This window comes from Pelomonas baiyunensis (genome assembly GCF_043555935.1).
Lineage (GTDB): Bacteria > Pseudomonadota > Gammaproteobacteria > Burkholderiales > Burkholderiaceae_C > Pelomonas > Pelomonas baiyunensis.
In genome coordinates, this window is record NZ_JBIGIB010000001.1 from 801,135 (window position 1) to 814,478 (window position 13,344).

At 71.2% G+C, this 13,344-nt stretch carries 10 protein-coding genes and 1 tRNA gene; all 11 read right to left on the bottom strand.

From position 1 onward, the window contains the following. Positions 1-7: 7 nt before the first annotated feature. A complete protein-coding gene (gene ssuC / locus ACG01O_RS03560) occupies positions 8-781 on the bottom strand; it encodes an aliphatic sulfonate ABC transporter permease SsuC (protein ID WP_394381446.1) in 774 nt (257 codons plus the stop codon). Position 782: 1 nt separating this feature from the next. Further along, on the bottom strand, positions 783-1,940 hold the full coding sequence (ssuD, locus tag ACG01O_RS03565) for an FMNH2-dependent alkanesulfonate monooxygenase (protein WP_394381447.1): 1,158 nt from the start codon (positions 1,938-1,940) through the stop codon (positions 783-785). Continuing rightward, positions 1,937-2,884, bottom strand: a complete 948-nt coding sequence (locus ACG01O_RS03570) for an aliphatic sulfonate ABC transporter substrate-binding protein (RefSeq protein WP_394381449.1) — start codon at positions 2,882-2,884, stop codon at positions 1,937-1,939. The genes ssuD and ACG01O_RS03570 overlap by 4 nt, the downstream gene beginning before the upstream one ends. Then, a complete protein-coding gene (locus ACG01O_RS03575; RefSeq protein WP_394381451.1) occupies positions 2,881-3,876 on the bottom strand; it encodes a sulfonate ABC transporter substrate-binding protein in 996 nt (331 codons plus the stop codon). The genes ACG01O_RS03570 and ACG01O_RS03575 overlap by 4 nt, the downstream gene beginning before the upstream one ends. Positions 3,877-4,032: 156 nt before the next feature. Then, entirely contained in the window at positions 4,033-4,614 is a 582-nt protein-coding gene (gene ssuE / locus ACG01O_RS03580; protein ID WP_394381453.1) for an NADPH-dependent FMN reductase, read from the bottom strand. 493 nt (positions 4,615-5,107) lie between these two features. Further along, positions 5,108-5,566: a DUF7482 domain-containing protein gene (locus ACG01O_RS03585; protein ID WP_394381455.1), complete on the bottom strand. Its 459-nt coding sequence runs from the start codon at positions 5,564-5,566 to the stop codon at positions 5,108-5,110. 170 nt (positions 5,567-5,736) lie between these two features. Next, a tRNA-Arg gene (locus ACG01O_RS03590) sits at positions 5,737-5,811 on the bottom strand. Positions 5,812-5,915: 104 nt separating this feature from the next. Then, complete coding sequence (locus ACG01O_RS03595; protein WP_394381457.1) at positions 5,916-6,290, bottom strand: hypothetical protein; 375 nt, start codon at positions 6,288-6,290, stop codon at positions 5,916-5,918. Between the two features lie 105 nt (positions 6,291-6,395). Beyond that, on the bottom strand, positions 6,396-10,346 hold the full coding sequence (locus ACG01O_RS03600) for a translocation/assembly module TamB domain-containing protein (RefSeq protein ID WP_394381459.1): 3,951 nt from the start codon (positions 10,344-10,346) through the stop codon (positions 6,396-6,398). After that, a complete protein-coding gene (locus ACG01O_RS03605) occupies positions 10,343-12,154 on the bottom strand; it encodes an autotransporter assembly complex protein TamA (RefSeq protein WP_394381461.1) in 1,812 nt (603 codons plus the stop codon). The genes ACG01O_RS03600 and ACG01O_RS03605 overlap by 4 nt, the downstream gene beginning before the upstream one ends. Then, positions 12,151-13,341, bottom strand: coding sequence for a vWA domain-containing protein (locus ACG01O_RS03610; RefSeq protein WP_394381463.1), 1,191 nt, complete (start codon positions 13,339-13,341; stop codon positions 12,151-12,153). The genes ACG01O_RS03605 and ACG01O_RS03610 overlap by 4 nt, the downstream gene beginning before the upstream one ends. Positions 13,342-13,344 lie beyond the last annotated feature (3 nt).

A 13,344-nucleotide genomic window follows, 5' to 3' on the forward strand; every position in this document is an offset into this window, starting at 1 on the left:
AACTCATTCACCCACATCTCAAGTCCTTTAGGGCATAGCCGCGGTGCCAGGGCAGCCAGGCGCGTTCCAGCCCGCGGGCGACCACGTCGGCCAGCTTGCCCAGCACGGCGTAGAGCAAGATGCCGACCAGCACGATGTCGGTCTGCAGGAATTCGCGGGCGTTCATCGTCAGGTAGCCGATGCCGGCTTGGGCCGACAGTGTTTCGGCCACGATGAGCAGCACCCACATCAGCCCCAGCGAGAAGCGCAGGCCCACGAGGATGGACGGCAGCGCGCCGGGCAGGATGACCTGGGTGTAGAGCCGCCAGCCGGTGAGGCCGTAGCTGCGCGCCATCTCGATGAGGTCGCGGTCCACGTTGCGGATGCCGTGGAAGGTGTTGAGGTAGACCGGGAAGAACACGCCCACGGCCACCAGCACCAGCTTGGCCGCCTCGTCGATGCCGAACCACAGGATGACCAGCGGGATCAGCGCCAGCGCCGGGATGTTGCGCAGCATCTGCAGCGTGGTGTCCAGCAGCGCCTCGGCCTGGCGCCAGGTGCCGGTCAGCAGGCCCAGGGCCAGGCCCAGCCCGCCGCCAACCGCCAGTGCCGAGAAGGCCCGCGCGGCGCTGACGCCCACGTGATGCGCCAGCTCGCCCGAGCGCAGCAGCTGCCAGAAGGCGCCCAGCACGGCCGCCGGCTCGGGCAGGATGCGCGCTGACAGCACACCGCTGCGCGAGGCCAGCTCCCAGGCGATGAGGATGGCTGCCGGCAGCAGCCAAGGAGTCAGGCGCTGCTTCATGTCAGCTCGCCGCCACCTGCTTGGGCACGAGGCCGTGGGCCATCAGCTCGCCGGCCGGACCCGTGAGGCGCTCTCGCAGCGTCAGCGGCAGCAGCGGGAACACCAGCTCGGCGAAGCGGTGGGCTTCGTCCAGGTGCGGGTAGCCGCTGAGGATGAAGTGCTCCAGGCCGAGTGCCGCGTATTCGTTGATGCGGTCGGCCACCTGCTGCGGGTTGCCCACGAGCGCCGTGCCCGCGCCGCCGCGCACCAGGCCCACGCCGGCCCACAGGTTGGGCGAGATCTCCAGGCCTTCGCGCACATTCGCCTTGTTGAACTTGCCGCGGTGCAATTCGGCCATGCGGCGCTGGCCGACCGAGTCCATGTGGGCGAAGCGGGCCTGGGCGGCGGCCACGGTGGCTTCGTCCAGCTGCGACACCAGCTCGGCCGCAGCCGCCCAGGCGGCGTCTTCGGTCTCGCGCACGATGACGTGCAGGCGGATGCCGTACTGCAGCCGGCGCCCGTGAGCGGCGGCGCGGGCGCGCACGTCGGCCACCTTTTTTGCCACCTCGGCGGGCGGCTCGCCCCACGTGAGGTAGGTGTCGGCCTGCTCGGCCGCCAGGTCGTGCGCGGGGCCTGAGGAGCCGCCGAAGAACACGGGCGGGTAGGGCGCTTGCGCGGGCGGGAACAGCAGCTTGGCGCCCTTCACGCGGAGGTGTTCGCCGTCGAAGTCGAACGGCCGCCCCTCGTGCGAGCGGGCGATGACCTCGCGCCAGATGCGGATGAACTCGGCCGACTGCGCATAGCGTTCGGCATGGCCGAGGAACTGGCCGTCGCCGGCCAGCTCGTGCGCGTCGCCCCCGGTGACGAGGTTGACGAGCAGGCGGCCGCCCGAGAGCCGGTCCAGCGTGGCGGCCATGCGGGCGCTCTGCGTGGGCGCCACCAGCCCGGGGCGCAGCGCGACGAGGAACTTCAGCCGCTTGGTTGCGTCGATTAGGCTGGCGGCCACCAGCCAGGAGTCCTCGCAGGACTGGCCGGTGGGGATGAGCACGCCCTCGTAGCCCAGGCTGTCCGCCGCGATGGCGATCTGCTTGAAGTAGGCGTGGTCGGCCACGCGAGCGCCGCGCGAGGTGCCGAGGTAGCGGCTGTCGCCGTGGGTGGGGATGAACCAGAAGATCTTCATGCTTTGACCTGCGCAAGGGCGTCGGCGATACGGATGGGGCGGGGGATGAGGGCGAGTTCGGCGAAGGCGTCGGCCACCTGCTGCTGTTCGGCCAGCAACTGGGCGGTGAGTGGGCCGACCGGTGCAGGGCCGCGCCGCTCCACCATGCGCTGCACCACGGAGGTGGGCAGGCCGGCGAAGTCGGCGTAACGCTGCACGGCGTCGCGGCGGTCGGTGCGCACGCGGGCGTCGGTGTCGGTCAACGCCTGGAAGATGGTTCGCACCAAGGCCGGCTGCTGGCTCAGCGCCCGCGAGGCCAGGTAGAAGGTGTTGTTGCTGGACAGGCCCCGGCTGGTGGCCAGCGCGCGCAGCTCGCCGCTGATCTCGGCGGCCGCGTAGTACGGGTCCCACACGGCCCAGGCGTCTACCGAGCCGCGCTCGAAGGCAGCGCGGGCCTCTGCGGGCGGCAGGTAGACGGGCTGGATGTCGGCCCAGGTCAGGCCCGCCTTTTTCACGGCCTGCACGGTCAGGAAGTGGGCGCTGCTGCCCTTCTGCAGCGCGATGCGTTTTCCCTTCAGGTCGGCCAGGGTCTTGAGCGGCGAGTCGGGCTTGACGAGCACGGCCGAGCTGTCGGGCTTGGGCGGCTCGGCGCCGATGTAGACCACATCCTTGCCCGCGGCCTGGGCGAACACGGGCGGCGCGTCGCCGGTGGCACCCACATCCACGCTGCCCAGGGCCAGTGCCTCCAGCAGCTGCGGGCCGGCGGGGAATTCCGTCCACTGGATGCGGGTGCCGGGCAGGCGTTGCTCCAGCAGACCATAACTCTTCAAAAAAGCGAGGTTGAGCGATCCCTTCTGGAACCCGATGCGCAGTGCAGCGGGGGCCTGCGCGTGGCCCTGCCGCCAGGCAGCAGCGGTTGTGGCCAGGATGGCGAGCGCGGCACGGCGGGTGGTGTGCGCGCTCATCGTGCAGCCTCCGCCACCGTCGCGCTGCCCGGCAGGGCGTCGGCGACGCGGATGGGTTTGGGGATGAGGCCCTGCGCGTGGAAGGTGTCGGCAATCTTCTGCTGCTCAGCCGCGACGGCCGCGGTAAGCGGCTTCACGCCGAACTGGTAGCGCGTGAGGCTCTTCTCCACCACCACGGGCTCTAGGCCCTGCAGCGGCGCAATGACGGCGGCCGCGGCTTTGATGTTGGCCTTCAACGCGGCGGCCTGGGCGCGGGTGTCGTCGAACAGGGCTTGAATGACCTGGGGCTGTTTCTCGGCGTAGCCGCGCTCGGCGAGGTAGTAGGAATGGTTGTTCACCAGGCCCCGGCCGTCCGCCAGCAGGCGGGCACCGCTCTGCTTCTCCACCGCGGCGAGGAAGGGGTCCCAGATCACCCAGGCGTCCACCGCGCCGCGCTCGAAAGCCGCGCGGGCATCGGCCGGGGGCAGGTAGACGGGCTGGATGTCACTCGGCTTAAGGCCGTGCTTTTCCAGCGCCTTCACGAGCAGGTAGTGCACGTTGCTGCCCTTGTTCAGGGCCACCTTCTTGCCCTTGAGGTCGGCAACCGACTTGATGGCCGAGTCCTTGGGCACGACGATGGCCTCCGCCTCGGGGGCGGCGGGGTCGAAGCCGATGTAGACGAACTTCGCGCCGGCGGCCTGGGCAAAGATGGGCGGCGCCTCGCCGACGAAGCCCACGTCGACCGCGCCGACGTTCAGACCTTCCAGCAGCTGCGGGCCGGCGGGGAACTCGACCCACTTCATCGCCACGCCGAGCGGGGCCAGTTTCTTTTCCAGCGAGCCGCTGGACTTCTGGAAGGTGAGCAGGCTGGCGGATTTCTGGAAGCCGATCCTCAACGTGCTGGGTGCGGTGGCCTGCGCGGTGGCGCTCAGGCTGAAGGCGGCCAGCAGCAGCGGCGCGGTCCAGCGGAGAAGGGGGCGAAGCAAGGGGCTTTGAAGAAGGGAGAAGTGCATGGCATGTCCTGTGCAAAAAAATCCCGGCGCTCGGGTCGGCCTGCGGCGGGCGCAGGCGCACCGACCCGATCGGCGCCCGAGGCGCCGGGATGAAGTCGCCGGTCCCGGAACGGGGGGCGAGGAGACAAACGGGGGGAGGGGTGTGCGCGGGCGGCGTCAACAGCTGAGCGCTGGCTCAGCCGTGGGCCGCAGCGGGCGCATTCGCTCGGTGGGCTCAGTCAGCGGTGAAAGGGCGCGGTCCAGCCGGGCGATCAGGTCGGGCTCGGGTATGAAGCGGCTGGCGTGGCCCGAGGTGTCGACGCGGCGCAGTTGGGCGTCAGTGGCGAAAACGCCATCGAGCACATGCCGAGCGCCCAGGGCGGACAGCACGGGCTTCAAGGCGTAGTCCAGCGCCAGGAAATGCGCCGGGCTGCCGCCGGTGGCCAGCGGCAGCACCAGCTTGCCGCGCAGCGCATCGGGCGGCAGCAGGTCCAGAAACACCTTCAGCAGGCCGCTGTACGCCGCCTTGTAGATGGGCGTGCCGATCACGACCAGATCGGCCTGTTCCACCGCCTGAACCGCCGCACGGATGGCGGGGTCCTGCACATCGGCCTGCAGCAGGGCGGCGGGCGGCAGCGTGCGGATGAGGATCTCGTCATGCTGCGCGCCGCGCCCCTCCAGCCGGGTGAGGGCGAACCGGGTGAGCCAGGTGGAGCGCGACTGTTCGCTGGGGCTGGCGGAGAGGCTGGTGATGTGCATGGCGTGCGTGGCGGGCTGTTGCTGGACGCAACGATAGGCACCGCCCGCCGGGCCGTGAACGAAGCTTTGCGATCGACCTTATGCGATTTGCAGGGGGCGGGCCCTTGCAGGGCAGGGCCGGGATGCGGGCTGCCTGATCACGGCGCCCATCACGGCCGACGCGACAGCAGCCCGCGTGCGGTGCTTCTGCGCCAGGCGGGCGGGCAAGCTGGCGCAGATGCCGGTCTGCCACCAGGGTGTGCGGGCTGCCACCGGCTGGGTCCGCAGGCCCTGGCTGAGGCCGCTGAGCGTGTCGGCCAAGCGATCGGTGGCGCGTCGCCGCCAGCGCCGCGAACACGGTGCGGCGCGGGTGGTCACGGGCCGGTGCCCGCAGCTGCGTGCGTCACACCAGACCGCTGGAAGCGGTCGCTTCTTCCTAGGGGCGTTCGAAGCACGCCGCGGTGGGCCCGGCATGCCGCATCGGCTTGCGCTGCTGCTGAGCGTCAGCGTCTGCTCAGCGCACGCCCGGCAGGGCCGACCCCTGCGCGCGCACCACCGGCCAGTTCACCACCACGCGGGTGCGGGTCAGCTCGACCTCGCCCTTCTCTTCGGCCGCCAGCACGGCTTCCTCGGAGGTGAGGGTGTGCGGTGTGGCGCCCGGCTTCCAGCGCACCATCACCAGCACCCAGAGCGGGCTGTAGCCCGCGTCCGCGTTGGCGGGGCCGATGGGGCGAGGAATCGACGGCAGCACTGCGGCCTGCTCATCGTTGGGAAATTTGTAGGCCCGCTCCACCGGCATGCCGGGCTTCAGCACCTCCGCCAGCGCGGGCACGTGGTTCAGCCCGTTCTTGCGCGCCATGCCGGCGTCCGAGATGTCGGTGCTGATGTAGTGCACCACCTGGCCCTCGAACCAGGCTTCCTTGAGCGGCAGGGTGATCTCGGCCGCGCGCGCAGCCCCAGAGGTGGCAAGCACGGCCCAAAGCAGAAGGCCGATCGGGCGGGCGAGGCGGGTCAGTGGCATGCGGGCACCTGGTGGGTCGAACCGCGCGATTCTTGCGACTGCGGGCCACGCCGCAAGGGGGAAAGTGCGCACGATGGGCGGGTTTGGCCCGGCTTTGCGCTGCCGGATCGCCTGGGCGGGTGTGGTCCCGCCGACAGGAATCGAACCTGTATTTGCCGCTTAGGAGGCGGCCGTTCTATCCATTGAACTACGGCGAGCCCTCAGGCAGCGCATGGGGCCGCCTGAGCGGCGCAGATTCTCGCATGGGCCTGGGGGCGGTCTGGCTGTCGCCGGGACGGCGCCGCAGCAGCAGCGCCGGGGCTCAGGCCGCCTCGAATTCCGTGACGAGGTGCAGTTGACCGGCCACGGGCGTGAGCACGCGCCCGAGGCCCGGCGGCAGGGCGCCTCGCAGGGCCCGGGCCACCGCGGCCTGGGCGGCGTCTTGCAGGGCGGCCAGCCGGGGCCGCTCGCCCCGGCAGTGTGAGCGCGGGATGACCAGCGCCAGCTCCACGGGGGTGATCGGCACGGCGAAGGGGGCGTTGTGCGCCGGGTGCGGCGTGGGCACAGCGAATTCCAGCTGGGCGTTCACGACCAGCGTGGTGGGCGTGCGCAGCCGCACGTCCAGCTCGGCGGCAACGTGCAGGTCGTCGCAGGTGGGCAGGGGCGGGGCGCTCGTGGCGTCGAGGTTCGGACACATGCCCGGCATCGTCGCCCCGCTGTGTGACAGCTCGTGTGGGGCGGGTCAGCCGGCGCGTGTAGGACGGGGCCTCACCCCCAAGATCGTGGCCTCGGGCTCAGCGCCTCAGTTCCACTTCCACTGCCAGATCAGGTCCAGCGCGTTGTCGTCGCCGCCCTGGGCGCGCAGCGTGAAGCGCTGGGCGATGCGGTAGATCAACTGCCAGCTGCCGGTGGTGGCGTTCAGGCTGCGTTCGTAGCCCACGTACCAGCGCCGCGACAACTGCTTGCCCAGGCGCACGATGGTGGCGCGGGTGTCGTCGTCGGTCTGCGCGACCGAGAGCTCGTCCAGCCCCAGGTTGCGCAGCACCTTGGCGGTGGGGCCTTCGCCTTCGCCACTGAGCAGGGCGAGCGCCGCGCGCTGCAGCAGCGCGGTGTCGGTGCGGCCCAGGCCTTCCGGGCCGCGGCCGAGCAGCAGCCAGGCGAGGCGGTCGGTGTCGGCCATCTCGGGCTCGGAGTAGAGGTTCACGCGGGGCGACTGCGCCGTGCCGCCCACACGCACGCCCACGCGCACATCGAGGTTGGGGCGCACGGCCAGCAGGTCCAGTGCAGGGTTGTCGTAGGCGCCGGTGAAGCGGATGTCGCCGCGCTCGATCTCCAGCTTTTGGCCGTACGCGGCGTACTGCCCGCCGCTGGCAGTGAGCTTGCCGGTGACGCGCAGGGGCCCGTCACGTTGGGCGATTTGCAGCTGGCCGCGCAGCGTGGTGGCCAGGCCGCGGCCGCGCACCTGGAAGTCGTTGCCGAAATCCAGCGCCAGTTGCACATCGGTGTGCCGCGCCGGCCGCGCAGGGGCGGTGGGCGCGGGGGTGTCGCGGCTGCCGCGCAGCACGGTCACGTCGTCAGCCAGGCCCGGGGCGTCGCTGCGGGTGAAGTCCACCAGGCCTTCGTCGGCCTTGAGCTGGCCTTGCAGGCGCAGGCTGTCGGCTTGCAGGTCCAGCGTGCCCTGACCGGACACCACGAGCCGACGGTCCACGCGCGACAGCGCCCGCAGCCGCTCCGCCGTGAAGCTGAGTTGGGCCCGAGGCTGGGCACCGAGTTCGGCGCTGCCCTGGGCGCGCAGCCAGCCGTCGCCCGCGCGGGCTTCAAGTCGCGTCAGCTCGGCATGCTGGCCTTTCAGTGCGAGGGCAAAGCGCCCCTCGGTCACGTCCACGCCGTACAGCAGGTGCCGCAGGGCCAGTTGCTCGCCCTCGGCCTGGCCGGTGAGGTTGGGCGCGCCCAGGCGGCCCGCCAGTTGCACCGTGGCGGCTGCGCGGCCGCCCAGGCGCCAACCGGCCGGCACCCAGCTGCCCCAGGTGGCGAGCTGGGCCACGTTGGCCTGCAGCACGCCTTCGATCGGGGTTTGGGCGTCGGGCCAGTCGCCTTGGGGGTGCAGCGTCACGGCGGCGGCCAGGCTGCCCAGTTCGGCACCGGCCACGCCTTGGGCGAAGCGCCACACCGGCCGGCCGTCGGGCCCGTTCTGCACGGTCAGGGCGAGGCGCAGGTCGGTCAGGCCCAGCGGGCGTTGGCCCAATTCGTCGGTCACGCGCAGGTCGCCGCCGCGGCGGTCCAGCAGCAGTTCGACGTTGGCCCGGTCATCCACCCGCACCGAGGCGTGGCCGCCCACGCGCAGGTCACCGCCCCAGCCGAACTCGGGCTGCCAGCGGGCCAGCAGTGGCGCCACGGCCAGGTCTTCCAGCACCAGCTCGGCCCGCAGTTCGGGCTGAGCGCCGCCGGTCCAGCGCAGCGAGTCCCAGCGCACCACGGCGCCGCCCACCTCGGCGCGGCCGGGCTGCAGCTCCACCTGTGGGGCGCCGTCCAGTGCAGCGCGCAGGGTGAGGTCGCGGGCGGTGAGCAGCGGCGGTGTTTGTGCGCGCAGCGGGCCCAGGTCCACGCGGCTGAGCTTTCCGGTCCAGCTGCTGCCTGCCCAGCGGCCGCGGGCTTGCAGTTGGGCGTCCAGCGTCAGGGGCTGCGCGGTTTGCAGGGTTTGGCCTTGGGCCTGGAGCTGCAGTTCATGGTCGCTGCGGCGGCCTTGCAGTTGGAGGCTCACCCGGTCCAGCCGCGCTTGCGGGGCCCGCAGTTGCTGGAGGTTCATGGCCAGCTGCACGGGGCCATCTCCATCCGCCCCCGGCGCGGGCAGGGCCCATTGCACCTGGCCTTGCCCCAGCTGCTGACCGCGGGCGCGAAGCTCCCGCAGGTTCAGCCGCCCTTCGCTGGCCAGTTGCCATGCGTTGGTGCTTGCACCGGCGCTGGCGGGCGTGCGCAGCAGTTGCAATTGCAGGTCGCCATCGGCCTGGCCCGCCAGGGCCGGTGCCTGCAGCAGGGCCAACACGGGCGACAGTTCCGCCAGTGCGCCGGCCTGCACCTGCACGCGGCTTTGCACGCGGCCGTCCTGGGCCTCGCCCTGCGCTTGCAGCCGCTGTTTGCCCAGGCGCGCGTCCAGCTCGAACCGGGCCGGTTGCTCGGGGCGTTCGCGGCTCAGGCGGGCGTCGCCTTCCAGTGGCAAGCCGGCCAGCTGGCTGGGTTGCAGCTGGGCGCTGACGGTGCCGGTCAGGTCGGCCAGGCGCTGGCCGCGCAGGTCGATGCGGGCCAGGGCGTTCAAGCGCGTCGGGCCGGGCAGGCGTGCCCAGGCTGAACCTGGCGCACCGCGCCACAGCAGGTGCGGGTCGAACTGCTGCAGTTGGGCTTGCAATTGCACGGTGCCGCGGGTGTCCACCTCGCCCTGCGCTTGCAGGCTGGCGTCGCCGCTGGCCAGCCGGGCGCGGGTGACTTGCCATTGCGTGCCCTGGCCTTGCACCTGGGCTTGCAGTTGCAGCGGGCGGGTGTCCAGCGTGCCCGCAAGTTCGAGCCGCGCGCTCAACGCGTCGTTCGGGCCGCCGGCCACGCTGACCGGCCCGTCCAGCCGGGCGGGCGAGGCGCGGCCGTCCAGCGCCTCGGGCCGCAGGCGGGCGACCTGGGCTTGCAGTTGCCAGCGGCCGTCGGCCTCGCGGCTGCCGCGGCCCTGGATGCTGCCGCCGCCCAGCAGGTCGGCGTCCAGTTGTGTCAGCTGGAAGCGGGCGAGGGCGTCCGGGTGCCCGGCCAGCGCCAGGCGCAGGCGCTGTACGGGCAGCGCGCCTTGGTCCCAGCGGCCGGGGGCGCTGTTCGTCAGCTCGGCTTGCAGCGTGGCGTCGGCCGTGGCGCTGGGTGCTTGCAGGCGAGCTTCGCCGGTGAGTGCGGTGTGCGGCAGGCCGGGCACCAGGGCGGCCAGGGCAGCGAGGTCGAACTGGTGGGCCTGCACCTGCAGTGCGTTCACCGGCCAGGGCAGGAAGGGGTGCAGTTCGCCCTGGGCTTGCAGGCTTTGCTGCGCGGCGCTCACGGCTACCCGCGCCTGCAGGCGGGCCAGCGGGCCGGTGGCGCTGGCCTCGGCGGCCCAGGGCAGGCGGGGGGCGTCGGTGGGCTGGAGTTGCAGGCTCAGCTGGGTGTTCAGCGGCGCGTCGGTGTCCACCGTGGCGCGACCGTTGAGCTGCAGCTGTTGCCAACGGGCGGCGTGCAGTTCGATGCGGTGCTGGCCTTGGCGGGGCAGTTGCACACGGGCTTGCAGGCCCAGCACCGGGGGCTGCTGGGCGTGCCAATCCAGCCGGTCAACCTGCAGATGCTCGATGCGCAGGCCCACGGGCAGGCGCAGGTCGCTTGGCGCAGCGAGCGGGGCGCTGCTGGGCTGGGTGCGGATGCGCAGGGTCTGCACGTGCACGTTGTCGGCGCGCAGTTCGCGCTCGGCGCCCCAGCCGCTGGCCCCGAAGCCCAGGCCCTGCCACTGCAGGCCTTGAAGTTCAACGTCGCCGCCAGCCCAGTGCAGCCGCACGCGCTCGGCACGGAACTCACCCAGCAAGCTGCCCTGTGGCGCTTGCACCTCCACGCCGGGCAGTTGACCCAGCAGCCACTCAGTGCCCGCAGGCCGCTGCAGCAGCCACGCCACCAGCGCCACCGTGCCCAGCACGACGAGCAGCAAGGCGAGCCCGCCCCCCAACAGCGTGCGGCGCAGCCAGCGCATGGGCGTGCTCATAGCGAGATGCCCACGCTGAAGTGCAGGCGCCACTTGCCGGTTTCCTGGGCGCGGGCCATGTCCACGCGCAGCGGGCCGACCGGGCTGCGCCAGCGCAGGCCGGCGCCGTAGCCCACCACGGGGCGGTAGTCAGCCCAGCGGGAGGCCGCGTTGCCCGCGTCCACGAACAGCGCGCCCCACAGGCTGGGCATGCGCAGGCTGAAGGGGCGGGCGATTTCCAGGCTGCCGGTGCCCAGCACGCGGCCACCCACGGTGATGCCGTTGCGTTCCACACCCAGGCTGCGGTAGGCGTAGCCCCGCACCGATTCGTCGCCGCCGGCCAGGAACAGCAGTTTCTCCGGCATGCCGACCCGGTCGTGCGCCACGACCTGGGCCACTTCCGCCCGCGCCGAGGTGTACCAGCCGCCCAGCGGTTGGTAGACGCCCAGCTTGAACTGCACGCGGCCGAAGGCGCCCTGGGCACCGCCACCCTGCGCATGGCCCAGGCCCACCAGGGCCAGCGCCTGATGGCCGTCGGTGGGCAGCAGGGTGCTGTCCAGCCGGCGGCGAATCCATTGCTGGTTGGCCGACACGGCGAGGTGGGTGCTGACCTCGGCGCCAGCCGTCTCGCGGGCGCGCAGCAGCTCCAGGTAGCTCAAGCGTTCGTCGCGGGGGGACTCGTACAGGCGGCCCACGCGCAGGCCGAGGTTTTGCACCCGCGTGTCGCCTGTGCGGTCTTCCTCGAACTGCAGCGCGCCGATGTTGCGGTGCAGGTCGGGTTGGGGGTGCGAGCTCAATTCCAGTTCGCCGCCCCGCAGGTCGCGGCTGTACTGCAGCTTGGTGCGGGCGCGCAGGGGCAGGTCGAAGGGCCGACGGTGCAGGTGCTCCACGCTCAGGCTTTGGCCGGTATTGCTGTGATAGCCCACCGCCACGGTCGCTTGCTGCAGGGGCGATTCGGTGAGGCTGACCTGGATCGGCGTGGTGCCGTCAGCGTCTGGCGTTTCGGGCAGCAGTTGCACGCGCACGGCGTCGAACAGCTGGGTCTTGGCCAGGCGCTCCTGGAATTCCGCCAGCTTCTGCTCGGTGTAGGCGTCGCCCGGGCTGAAGCCGGCGAGCCGTTCCACCGCGCTGCGGTCTTGGCGTTGCAAGCCTTCGATGCGCAGCACGCCCAGCCGGGCCTGCGGGCCGCTGGCCAGCACGAGTTCCAGCTCGGCGGTGTGGGTTTCGGGGTCGACCCGTGCGGCCGTGTCGGCCCAACGGGCCAGCGGGAATCCGCCGGTGCGGGCGCGCACCAGCAGGTCGCTTTTGCCGGCCGCCCACGCGCTTTGGGTGAAGGCCGCGCCGGCGGGCAGCGGCCAGGCGTCTTGCAGGCTGCGGCGCAGCGCTTGGGCGGTGGCGTTGTCGTCGGCCAAGCCTTCGGTGAACGACAGCTTGAGCTGGTCCACGCGGGTCAGCGGGCCGGGCATGACCGTCAGGCGCAGCCGGGTGTCGTCTTGCGGATCGCGGCTGACCTCGGCCTTGGCATTGAAATGGCCTTCTGTCTCCAGCAGCGCCTCGGCTTGCGCCGGCGCGGCGGCGGCCAGGCGCGCCAATTCCACCCGGCTCAGCGCGGCCTGGTTGGCGCGGTAGCGCGCGAGGTCCAGGTGCTCTTGCAGCAGGTCGCGCAGGGCGCTGTCGTCCACCTGGATGTCGAGGCTGTACACCGCTGGCGTGTCGGCGGCCGGTGCACCCGGTGCGGCAGACGAGGTACTGGCCGGCGCGTGAGTCGCTGGGGTGGCGCAGGCCGTGAGCAGCGCCGCCATGCACAGCAGCGCGAGTCGTCGAATCATTTGCTCAGCAGCCGCATCGCGCCTTCCAGGCCAGCCAGGCTCAGCGGGAACATGCGCTGCTGCATGAGCTGCTGGATCAGCGCAATGCTCTGCCGGTACTGCCAGACGCCTTGCGGCTCGGGGTTGATCCAGGCGTATTTCGGGAACGCATGGGTGAGGCGCTGCAGCCATTCGGCGCCGGCCTCGTCGTTGTTGTATTCCACGCTGCCGCCGACCTGCAGGATCTCGTAGGGGCTCATGGTGGCGTCGCCGACGAAGATGAGCTTGTAGTCGCGGTTGTACTTGCGGATCAGGTCCCAGGTGTTGAGCTTCTCGGCAAAGCGGCGGCGGTTGTTCTTCCACACGAAGTCGTAGACGCAGTTGTGGAAGTAGTAGAACTCCAGGTGCTTGAACTCGCTCTTGGCGGCGCTGAAGAGTTCTTCCACGCGGTGCACGTGCTCGTCCATGGTGCCGCCCACGTCCATCAGCAGCAGCACTTTGACCTTGTTGTGGCGCTCGGGCTGCATCTTGATGTCCAGCATGCCGGCGTTGGCGGCCGTGCCGTGGATGGTGCCGTCCAGGTCCAGCTCCAGCTCAGAGCCCTCACGCGCGAAACGGCGCAAGCGGCGCAGGGCGACCTTGATGTTGCGGGTGCCCAGCTCCAGCGTGTCGTCGTAGTCGCGGTAAGCGCGCTGCTCCCACACCTTGACGGCACTCTTGTTGCCGCCCTTGCCGCCGATGCGGATGCCCTGCGGGTTGTAGCCCGAGTTGCCGAAGGGGCTGGTGCCGCCGGTGCCGATCCAGCGGTTGCCGCCTTCGTGGCGTTCCTTCTGCTCTTCGAAGCGCTTTTTGAGCGTCTCCATCAGCTCGTCCCAGCCCATCTTCTCGATGGCGGCCTTCCGCTCGGGCGTGAGTTCCAGCTCCAGCTGCTTGCGCAGCCACTCCAGGGGCACTTCGGCCGTGAAGTCGGTCAGCATCTCCACGCCCTTGAAGTAGGCGGAGAAGGCGCGATCGAACTTGTCGAACTGGGTTTCGTCCTTGACCAGGGCGGTGCGGGCCAGGTGGTAGAAGTCGTCGATGCTGGCCACGCCGCCGTGGTCCGGCCCGCCGATGACGCCGGCCTGCAGCGCTTCCAGCAGCGTCAAGTACTCGGGCACCGTCACCTTGAGCTTGGCGGCGCGCAGTGTGTAGAAGAACTGGATCAGCATGAA

Coding starts and splice junctions, on each gene's coding strand:
- ssuC (WP_394381446.1), bottom strand. CDS start 781: ATGAAGCAGCGCCTGACTCCTTGGCTGCTGCCGGCAGCCATCCTCATC.
- ssuD (WP_394381447.1), bottom strand. CDS start 1,940: ATGAAGATCTTCTGGTTCATCCCCACCCACGGCGACAGCCGCTACCTC.
- ACG01O_RS03570 (WP_394381449.1), bottom strand. CDS start 2,884: ATGAGCGCGCACACCACCCGCCGTGCCGCGCTCGCCATCCTGGCCACA.
- ACG01O_RS03575 (WP_394381451.1), bottom strand. CDS start 3,876: ATGCACTTCTCCCTTCTTCAAAGCCCCTTGCTTCGCCCCCTTCTCCGC.
- ssuE (WP_394381453.1), bottom strand. CDS start 4,614: ATGCACATCACCAGCCTCTCCGCCAGCCCCAGCGAACAGTCGCGCTCC.
- ACG01O_RS03595 (WP_394381457.1), bottom strand. CDS start 6,290: ATGTGTCCGAACCTCGACGCCACGAGCGCCCCGCCCCTGCCCACCTGC.
- ACG01O_RS03600 (WP_394381459.1), bottom strand. CDS start 10,346: ATGAGCACGCCCATGCGCTGGCTGCGCCGCACGCTGTTGGGGGGCGGG.
- ACG01O_RS03605 (WP_394381461.1), bottom strand. CDS start 12,154: ATGATTCGACGACTCGCGCTGCTGTGCATGGCGGCGCTGCTCACGGCC.
- ACG01O_RS03610 (WP_394381463.1), bottom strand. CDS start 13,341: ATGCTGATCCAGTTCTTCTACACACTGCGCGCCGCCAAGCTCAAGGTG.